Source organism: Variovorax sp. P4_D9, assembly GCF_056401695.1.
The window spans coordinates 1-8,891 of sequence record NZ_JBFUIU010000365.1 but is presented as its reverse complement, the minus strand read 5'-3'; the positions used below and the strand labels follow the sequence as shown (position 1 = coordinate 8,891).

Annotated in this window: 10 protein-coding genes; 2 read left to right on the top strand and 8 right to left on the bottom strand. The window is 62.4% G+C overall.

The window, feature by feature from the left end; all coding sequences use genetic code 11:
- From AC1DY5_RS31080 to AC1DY5_RS31070, 3 genes are all read right to left on the bottom strand, one after another.
- A partial coding sequence (locus tag AC1DY5_RS31080; protein WP_478117726.1) for a CapA family protein occupies positions 1-649 on the bottom strand: 649 nt, incomplete at its 3' end.
- Positions 646-1,113 (bottom strand): hypothetical protein, encoded by a 468-nt coding sequence (locus AC1DY5_RS31075; protein ID WP_478117724.1) that lies wholly within the window; start codon positions 1,111-1,113, stop codon positions 646-648. The genes AC1DY5_RS31080 and AC1DY5_RS31075, both read right to left, overlap by 4 nt.
- 256 nt (positions 1,114-1,369) lie before the next feature.
- Positions 1,370-2,218, bottom strand: coding sequence for an alpha/beta fold hydrolase (locus AC1DY5_RS31070; protein WP_478117729.1), 849 nt, complete (start codon positions 2,216-2,218; stop codon positions 1,370-1,372).
- Between the two features lie 234 nt (positions 2,219-2,452).
- On the opposite strand from AC1DY5_RS31070, the gene AC1DY5_RS31065 reads away from it, so the two are divergent.
- Positions 2,453-3,718, top strand: coding sequence for a putative Na+/H+ antiporter (locus AC1DY5_RS31065; protein ID WP_478117727.1), 1,266 nt, complete (start codon positions 2,453-2,455; stop codon positions 3,716-3,718).
- 326 nt (positions 3,719-4,044) lie between these two features.
- On the opposite strand, the gene AC1DY5_RS31060 is transcribed toward AC1DY5_RS31065, so the two are convergent.
- Together AC1DY5_RS31060 and AC1DY5_RS31055 are read right to left on the bottom strand one after the other, a co-directional pair.
- The gene (locus tag AC1DY5_RS31060) at positions 4,045-6,438 is read right to left on the bottom strand and encodes a penicillin-binding protein 1A (protein ID WP_478117722.1); all 2,394 of its coding nucleotides are present in this window, start codon (positions 6,436-6,438) and stop codon (positions 4,045-4,047) included.
- Between the two features lie 467 nt (positions 6,439-6,905).
- Positions 6,906-7,166 (bottom strand): hypothetical protein, encoded by a 261-nt coding sequence (locus tag AC1DY5_RS31055; protein ID WP_478117720.1) that lies wholly within the window; start codon positions 7,164-7,166, stop codon positions 6,906-6,908.
- 37 nt (positions 7,167-7,203) lie between these two features.
- Between AC1DY5_RS31055 and AC1DY5_RS31050 the strand changes: the two genes are divergently transcribed.
- On the top strand, positions 7,204-7,695 hold the full coding sequence (locus tag AC1DY5_RS31050; RefSeq protein ID WP_478117719.1) for a hypothetical protein: 492 nt from the start codon (positions 7,204-7,206) through the stop codon (positions 7,693-7,695).
- On the opposite strand, the gene AC1DY5_RS31045 is transcribed toward AC1DY5_RS31050, so the two are convergent.
- The 3 genes from AC1DY5_RS31045 to AC1DY5_RS31035 all read right to left on the bottom strand — a co-directional run.
- Complete coding sequence (locus AC1DY5_RS31045) at positions 7,668-8,018, bottom strand: hypothetical protein (RefSeq protein WP_478117717.1); 351 nt, start codon at positions 8,016-8,018, stop codon at positions 7,668-7,670. The two genes, AC1DY5_RS31050 and AC1DY5_RS31045, sit on opposite strands and share 28 nt — an antisense overlap.
- Before the next feature lie 48 nt (positions 8,019-8,066).
- The gene (locus AC1DY5_RS31040; RefSeq protein WP_478117715.1) at positions 8,067-8,582 is read right to left on the bottom strand and encodes a patatin-like phospholipase family protein; all 516 of its coding nucleotides are present in this window, start codon (positions 8,580-8,582) and stop codon (positions 8,067-8,069) included.
- 87 nt (positions 8,583-8,669) lie between these two features.
- Positions 8,670-8,891 (bottom strand): hypothetical protein (locus tag AC1DY5_RS31035; protein ID WP_478117713.1); only part of this gene is annotated, 222 nt, incomplete at its 5' end.

The following is an 8,891-nucleotide window of genomic DNA, read 5'->3' as shown; positions in this document are numbered from 1 at the left end:
CATCCGCCCCTGCGAGGCGGGCAGACTGGATGTCAGTCACCACCTCATCGTCCTCACTCCAGGCGACCCCAGGCCACGTCGGCCCAGCTTCAAACGAGCGGGGCAAGAACTCGTTGTAGCCGAGCACGGCGATCCGAAGGCCATTTCGTTCTATCCACAGCGGCTCGTGTGCCTGGCGCAGGTTGCTTCCACCGCCGAAGGCGGCGATCCCGGCGCTGCGAAGATGCAGCAAGGTCTGGCGAAAGGCCTCGTGACCATAGTCGCCGGAATGATTGTTCGCGACCGAAACGGCATCAAACCTGCCCTGCAATACACGAAGCACACGCGGGTGCGCGCGAAAGGTGTACGGCTTGTCGGGGATTGCGTGACCCACTGTGGCGATCGGGGATTCCAGGTTGCCCACTGCATAGTCCGCACTACGCAGGGCCGCATCGACAAGAGCCAGAGGGTCACCCCCAGCGGCGACCGTGCGCCCGGCCCCTCCGTCCAGCATCAAGTCGCCAACAAGGATCAGCCGTACTGTGCCGGGCTCCGAAGAGGCCTTTTTCGCCCCCTCGATGCGCACTGCGGCAACGTCCTGCAAGGGTTCCGCCTTGCAGGTCATCAGGGCACACACGCCGATCAGGAGGGCCGAGGCAAAGGGGCTCATGGCTGGGCCCTGTCGTGGCCTCTCCTCTCTTCAGAGCTCACGGCCGAATCTTCGAGTTCGCACCAGTACTGCAGTTCTCCTCCGCGCACCGGTTCGTACACCGATTGCTGGCCGGTAAAGCCAAAAATGGATGCGCCTGGCTTCTGTGGCGGGTAGGGGAAGCGGGCCTGATGGATCAGCGACGGCTCTTCATCCTTCTCGAAGTACGTGTAGACCTTCACCGACGCGAGCTCCGCCGGCTCCTGCTGGAAAACCAGTCGGAAAAGGAAGAGAGAACCGACCCGGATGGCGGCCACGTCGTATGCCGACGCGACGGCCACGGACCTCGCCGTGATGGACTGTCCCCCGTATTCGATGTGGCAGGCCACCACGTCGCCGTTGACGGCCGAGCCGGCACATCCACCCAATGCCRCGCCAAGCAGCGCCAGTAGGATCATGCAGTGCCGGTTTGAGTGGTCGTCCATGGCCCAAGCAGGGTAAGGCAGGACCGCGCGCTGAACAAGCGGTAGCGTCGAACGATTGGGATCGACCGCATCCGCTGCTGCATTGCTGACCTTGCGAAACTGGCGCCTTGGCCTGCTATGTCAGGGCAGGGCATGTCGCCGAGAGGCGGCCCGTTTTGGCCATCTGCCCTGAGATCCGGCCGTCAGTGACAACGTGCTCGGTTCAACGGGAATTCGGCTGAACGAGCGGGCCAATACGCAGAATTTGGACGCTACGTCAAGTGGAGAAGCTTGCGCAGCCAGGCGTCGACCACCCCGGTGGCCGGAAAGTCGGCGCGACCAAGTGAGCGGTTGATCTCCAGATGACCGAGCAAACCTGTTCCGTCAACACCATAGACTTCCGCTGATATTCCGGCAGTGCTTTGGCCAGCGCCTCGGATTGCGCCTTTCCGTCGGCGCGATCAATGTGGACGATCAGAAATGCCGGCGCGTTGGGATTCAAAGTTTGCAAGGCAGGCGACAAGGCCAGCTGGCGTGCGGGTTCGCTTCCAAACGCCACCGTATAGGCGGTGCCGCGCATGAAGCGGCCGGCTGCGGCAAGTTGGCGCGGAATGTCAGAACACGCGCCGTCCAGTGCGATGACGCCGCGAAGATCCGACAACAACAGGCCGGCCGCCGCCAGATACTGCGGATCGGTACCGACCAAAGCCACCAAATGCGCGCCCGCGCTGTGGCCCATCAGCACAATGCGTGACGCATCGATGCCCAGTCGCGCGGCATGACCCCGAAGCCAGGCGACGGCCGCAGCCACATCGGCTGCCTGCTGCTCCACGATTGCGGCCGGCACCAATCGATAATTGATCGAAGCAAATGCAAAACCTTCTTTGGTCAAATGCTCGACCTTTTGCATTCCCGTGGCAGATCTTTTGTCGCCGCGTTTCCATCCACCGCCATGGACGAAAAGAACGAGTGGTGCGGGTCTGGAAGAGGCCGCAGCCCAGAAGTCGAGCTTCTGCAGGGCGTCTGAGCCGTAATCTTCCGAATAGCGGCAGGTGCCGAGAGTTGCCTCTCGGCACCTACTTTGGGGGAAGTCCGGCCTACCTTGGAACTTGACGGTCGCCCACATCAACAAGGAAGTTCAAGCTCAGTGGCAACGTCGCATCGCGGGAGGCACCTGGTCGAATCGCATTTGATGGGCTGCTTCCGGATGTCGCGAACAGGCGTACAGGGCCGAAGCGAACATAGCGTACCGCCCAAAGCCGACGCTCGTACAATGATGACTGGGTGGCTTGCGGCATGTGCGGGTCAGGTCTCAGCGACGGTCGGGCCGCCTCGCGGAATCAACGCGAGCCGTCCTCCGATGCCTATCACCACCATCCAGGCCGTTGCTGCAGCCCTTTTCGCGGTTGCGCTTCTCCACACCTTCGCCGCCAAGCAGTTCGAGCGGCTCTCCCATCGCTATCCCGCTCATGCCGGGCTCTTTCATCTGCTGGGCGAAGTCGAGGTCGTTTTCGGCTTCTGGGCCATCGTGCTGGTCGTGTCCATGGCGTTGTTGGTCGGAGGCGCACCGGCGCTGGAGTACGCGGAATCGCGCAACTACATCGAGCCGCTCTTCGTCTTCGTGGTGATGGTGATCGCCGCATCGCGGCCAGTGCTGCGCACTGTGATGTCGATGGTGTCCGCGACGGCGCGAGTGCTGCCGATCCCGACGCCGCTGGCGACTGCGTGGCTCGGCTTGGCGGCGGTGCCGCTTCTCGGCTCCCTCATCACTGAACCGGCCGCGATGACGATCGCTGCCTTGATGCTGGCGCCTCAGGTCTTCCGCCCCCACATGCCCGAGCGCGCCAAGTACGTTGCGCTGGGCGTGCTGTTCGTCAACGTCTCGATCGGCGGCACGCTCACCTCCTATGCTGCGCCGCCCGTTTTAATGGTCGCGGGCACCTGGCAGTGGGACAGCGCATTCATGCTCATGGCTTTCGGCTGGAAGGCCGCACTCGCGGTGGTCCTGAACGCCAGCGTCGCGGTCTTTGTGCTGCGCCGGCATCTTCAGCCTGGCAAGGGTGCATCCGTTGAAGAGACAGGCGCCGACGATCGCGTGCCGCTGTTCGTGGTTGCCGTGCATCTCGGTCTGCTGGCCGGCGTGGTCCTGTTCGCGCACCATCCCGTCGTGTTCCTCGGCCTGTTCCTCATGTTCATTGGATTCACGCAGGCTTACGAGCGACATCAGAGCCCGCTCATCGTCAAGGAGGCCCTGCTGGTCGGGTTCTTCCTCGCCGGTCTCGTGGTGCTGGGCGGCATGCAGCAGTGGTGGTTGCAGCCGATCGTCTCGTCACTCTCCCCGCTCGCGCTTTTCGTTGGCGCGCTCGGCCTGACCGCCATCACGGACAACGCTGCGCTGACTTACCTTGGATCGTTGATCGAGGGCTTTACCGACCAGTCCAAGTACATGTTGATGGCGGGCGCAGTGGCTGGCGGCGGGCTGACGGTCATAGCCAATGCACCCAACCCCGCTGGCGTGGCGCTGCTCAAGCGAGGGTTCAAGGATGAATCGATCGGGGCGGGCGGATTGCTGCTCGGTGCTTTGGGGCCCACCGCAGTTGCAGCGGCAGCGTTTCTGATCCTGTAACGGTCAGCCGACCACCCGGCAGTCCGCTGTTGGCCGAGACCGTGATGTCGCACCGTCGCCGGAAAGCTGCCTTTGAGAGCCGAAGCCACGGAGCCAGCCACCAGGGGGCAGCGCACTGGCCTCAGGCACGGCCATCACGGCCGGGGTTGTCATCGGCGCCCYTTTTGTGCGTCGCCAGACCCGGCTGCCGGATCCGTTGATCCAGCCCGGCCGCTTCGCGGGTACACGGGGCGAGCGCTAGTAACGGTTGCACTCGTTTGGCTCTCTCGCGCATGAGGCCGTTCGTGTGGATGCCGCCGCAAGGACGGCAAGGAGAAGCGCCCCGTCTAGTTACGGAACAGGTCAAGAATTCGGCTGCGTTCGTCTGAGTCTGAAGGTGACTCAGGCTTCGTTGTCGGGGTCTCCTCAGCTGGTGTTGGTGCGGACATTCCCCACGGGTTGGCGAGCCCACTGCCCGGCGCGTAATCGTCGTAGTACCACTCGCCGCCGACATGGACCACCCCTTCGGGTGCCTGAAGTTCAGCCACGGGCACGCCCTTGATCGCGGTCTCCATGTAGCTGATCCAGATCGGCAAGCTCAGGCTGCTGCCCGTCTCTTTGTCTCCCAAGCTGCGAGGCGTGTCGTACCCCATCCACGCGATCGCGGTCATCGTCGGTTGGAAGCCTGCGAACCATGTGTCGATCGAGTCGTTGGTGGTTCCGGTCTTGCCGTAGAGGTCGTCGCGCTTGAACGCCTGATACGCCTTCGCGCCGGTACCGCCCTTGACGACGCTTTGCAGCAGCGTGTCCATGATGAAGGCATTGCGCTGCGGAATGGCGCGCATCGTTTCGTTGAGCAGTGGTGGCTKCGGCTCGACCAAAATCTTGTCCTTGTGGTCCGTGATGCGCGTGATCAGGTAAGGATTGACGCGATAGCCGCCATTGGCAAACACGGAGTAGGCCGTTGCCATCTGCATTGGCGTGACCGCGCCGGCGCCCAACGCCATGGGCAGATAGGCGGGGTGCTTTTCGCGGTCGAAGCCGAAATTCGTGATCCAGTCCTGCGCGTAGCGGATACCGATCGATTGAGTGACGCGAAGCGTGACCATGTTGATGGACTTCATGAGCGCCGTGCGAAGCGGTATCGGTCCGGAGAAGGTGCCCCCATAGTTCTTCGGTTCCCATGGTTGCCCGCCTGTCGTGGCCGCATCGAAGTAGAGCGGCGCATCATTGACCACGGTGGCCGGCGTGAATCCTTTTTCAAGCGCTGCCGAAAAGATGAACGGCTTGAAACTCGAACCTGGCTGACGCCACGCCTGCGTGACATGATTGAATTTGTTCTTGTTGAAGTCGAAGCCGCCCACCATCGCCTTGATGGCGCCGTCGCGCGGATCCATTGCGACGAACGCACCCTCGACCTCGGGTTGCTGAGTAATTCCCCACAAGTCTTTCGGCGTCTTTGCAAGGCGGACGACCGCCCCACGACGGATCATGATGTTGCGCGGAGCCTTGTCCGACAATCCCGATTGGGCAGGCCGCAGCCCGTCTCCGGTGACGTGCAAGGTCTCGCCGTTCGCACGAATGGCCGTGATCTCTTTGGCACTGGCTTTGAGAACCACCGCAGCAATCAGGTCACCGTTGTCCGGGTGCTCTGCAAGCACGTCGTCGATCGCGTCTGCGCGTTCTTTCGGATCGTCGGGAAGATCTATGAATTTTTCGGGTCCACGGTAGATCTGAGTTCGCTCGTAACTCATGATTCCGTCGCGCAACGCCTTGTAGGCGGCCGATTGGTTGACCGCCGAGATCGAGGTGTAGACCTTGAGTCCCCGGGCGTAGGTGGCGTTGCCATACTGCGCGTAGATCAGCTGGCGCACCGTTTCGGCTACATATTCGGCGTGCAGGCGAACGGGGGCTGGCGCGTCGCGCAGATGAAGCTTGTCTTGTCTGGCTTGCGCCGCCTGCTCAGGCGTGATGAAACCGTTCTCCTGCATTCGGTCGATCACATAGAGCTGGCGTTCTCGTGCCCGCACGGCATTGTTGACCGGGTTGTTGGCACCGGGCGCTTTGGGCAAACCCGCCAGCATCGCGGCTTGTGCGATAGAGATGTCCTCGAGCGGCTTACCGAAATAGGCCTCTGAGGCCGCGGCGAAGCCGTACGCCCGCTTGCCCAGGAAGACCTGATTCAGATAGATCTCGAAGATCTGATCCTTGGAGAGGAGTTGCTCCAGTTTGAATGTGAGCAGGACTTCGTACACCTTGCGCGTGACCGTTTTCTCCGAAGTCAAGTACGCGTTGCGCGCCACCTGCATCGTGATGGTCGAGGCACCTTGGCTCCTTACCCGGTTCAGGTTTGCGTACGCGGCGCGCACCATGCCTTTGAAGTCGACCCCATTGTGGTCATAGAAGCGCGCGTCCTCGGCGGCCAGCACGGCGTCCCTCATCAGCTTGGGGATTGCCGAGATCGGCGTGAATTCGCGGCGCTCTTCACCAAATTCGCCAATCAGAATGCCTTCTGAGGAGAACACCCGCAGCGGCAGCTTCGGTCGATAGTCCTGAAGATCGGAGATATTCGGCAGGTTCGGATAGGCGACCACGAGTGCAGTCAAGACGACGAATGACAAGCCCAGCGCCCCGGCCAAGGCCAGCCCTGTGAACCACAACACCACGCGCAGGAGCCAGGATCGCCAGGATCTTGAAACTGGCTTGTCGACGTGTTCCGAAAAGTGCGATCGGTCGGCCATGACAGCAAGCAAAATGGCTCGGTTGCCCAGTGTCGCCGAAATGCCAGTAAAGACAAGTGGGTCGGGGGTTATTGACAGTCCCTCCAGACTCCTCGTTGCCCTCTGGCTTGGTGCGTAGCGCGTATAGCCCAGACGTTGGTCGCGCCGTCGACGACCGGCCTTCGCGGCGTTCTATATCCTTCAACCAGGAAAGCTCACTATGCGGGGACGTCCAGGACCTTGGAACTTCGCGTGCAGCACGCCGCAGCAGGACAGCGGCAACGACAACCTCTCCGCCCGCTCGCCGTCGATCCTATGCATGCCGTCCTAGGTAGGCCGGGGTGCACGGAAAGACCGATCCCACGTTTGAGTCGTGCAACTACAGGGTCACCCAGGGCGACCGCCGGACCGTGACCTGCTAAGACCGGCAGGCCAAGTCCCGAAGGTAGCCGGCCGTTCGCGATGAAGATTGCCAAGGTCTGCATTCGTCAGTCGCCGACATTCGAATCGGGAAGCAGCCGGGCCCTGCCGAGATCGGCGATCGCCAGGATCTGCGGCGCAGTGCCTCCCTCACATGCCTGCCCGCCGCTTCGCAGACCCTCCCCTCGACGAACGACTGGCAGTTCGAGTTCATTCGGTATCTGTGGGCTGCCGGGGGTCCGCTCCGACCTCAAGCTCGGCCCTTTGCCCGGGAACACCGTCAGCGTGAGCTCCACCAGCCTCTTGAAGGCGCTGGATTTCGGCGCCATGGGCACCTTCGAAGCCTGCAAAGGCGACTAGGGCGGCTTGCTCGACCTGCAAGATGTGAAGGTCGGCGTGTCCAACCAGTTCGCCAGCGGCCTTCTCGGAGGCTACGACGTCACGATGGAGCAACAGATCTACACCATGGCCGGCTGCTATCGTGTGATCAACGAGCCTGTGGAGGTCGACGTCCTGGGCGGGGCCCGCTACGTTGACGCCAAGTCCACCGTGGACACCGCGCCGAGCCTGCGCGGCCTGGGATGCCAGATCCGAGGGGACGTGAGCGGGTGGAATGGCATCGTCGGCGTGCGCGCGATCGCACCGGTCAGCGACAAGTGGTCGCTCTTGGGCCATCTGGACGTGGGTGGGGGCAACTCGACCTCGAGTTGGCAAATCATCGCCGGTGCGAGCTACCAGTACACCCCGACCACTTCCATGAAGTTCGGCTATCGCGTTCTGAGCTACAAGCGCAACGACGCACTGCTCAACAAGGTGACGATGGGCGGGTTCTACGCAGGTCTCTGCTTCAAGCTCTGATCGACTGAAGGCTGGTCGCTGACCGCTCCACGCCCCCCCGGCCCATGCGTCGGCATCTGGGCGCGGCGCTCGACCTTCTGCATGCCCTCCTCCAGCTTGTCCGTTTCCGCGCGCAGGGGCGAAGCATCCGCCTGGGCGCGCTCGGTGTCCTGCTCGGTGGCGGCGATGTCGACTCGCAGGGCTTCGACCTCGTCCGCGGCGGCGGTCAGCAAATCCGTCGTTCCGATGCAAGAGTCATACCAGCACCATGACGGCATTGCCGAGCACTCTTCGGCAGCGTTCGCTCTGTTGAACAGGATCTCGTCGTACACATTGGCCGTCAATTCGGAACGGCCCCAGGCCTTCGAAGAAAGCTTCCCCACGCCCGAGTTTCAGGGTCTGCTGAAGGACATCGGCGCCAAGGTCATTGCCGCTCTGGGTGCCGGCGCAGGCTCGGCAACCGGTGCCCCGCGATGATCTCTCGACCCCGGCGTTGAATTCAAATGGTCCCAGTTCGCTGGCTTCAACGCGCGCGATATGAGTTCGCCCTGGACGTCGCGCTTCAAGAAGCGCTGCTCGTAATCGTCGAAGAGCTTGTCGCCGAAGAGGCCGTAGGCTAATGCAGTGAAACTGCCTCCCGAGTCACCGGTGATGACGTCTACCGCGTCCAGCAGGCGGCCCTTGTTGCCCTTCGGTCCGACGACCTCAGTGCGCCGCAGGAACTCCGGGACTCCGTAGGAGAACGCGGCTGCGCGTGTGCCGCCGCCCGAGAAGGCCAGGATGACCAGATTCTCCGGGTCCTTGAAATGATCCTGGCGCGTCTGAAGCATGTACCCGCGGTCCGCATCGACATGCGTGATCGGCGGGTTGATCGGACGGGTGGCGCAACCACCCAGCAGCAGCAGCACGGCCAGCAGCCACGTGGAGAGGGCGCGTGAAGGATTCATGGCTTTCCACAGATCGATCTCTGTCGAGGGTGTTGCGAACTACCCTCTTCATGTCGCATTCCGGTCTACAAGGAGCATTCTCACCAGCCTGCCTTCGCCAAGCGCCTCGGCAACAACCTGGAAGGCGCAATAGGGAATGAGTACGAGCAGCAGAAGCAGCGCGCCGGCAAGCGTTTCCAACAGCCGCTGGCCGAACAGATCGCCAAGCGAGTCACCGATCGATCGATGATGGAACAATCCCACCAGGACCTCCTCGACGATCGTCAGGAC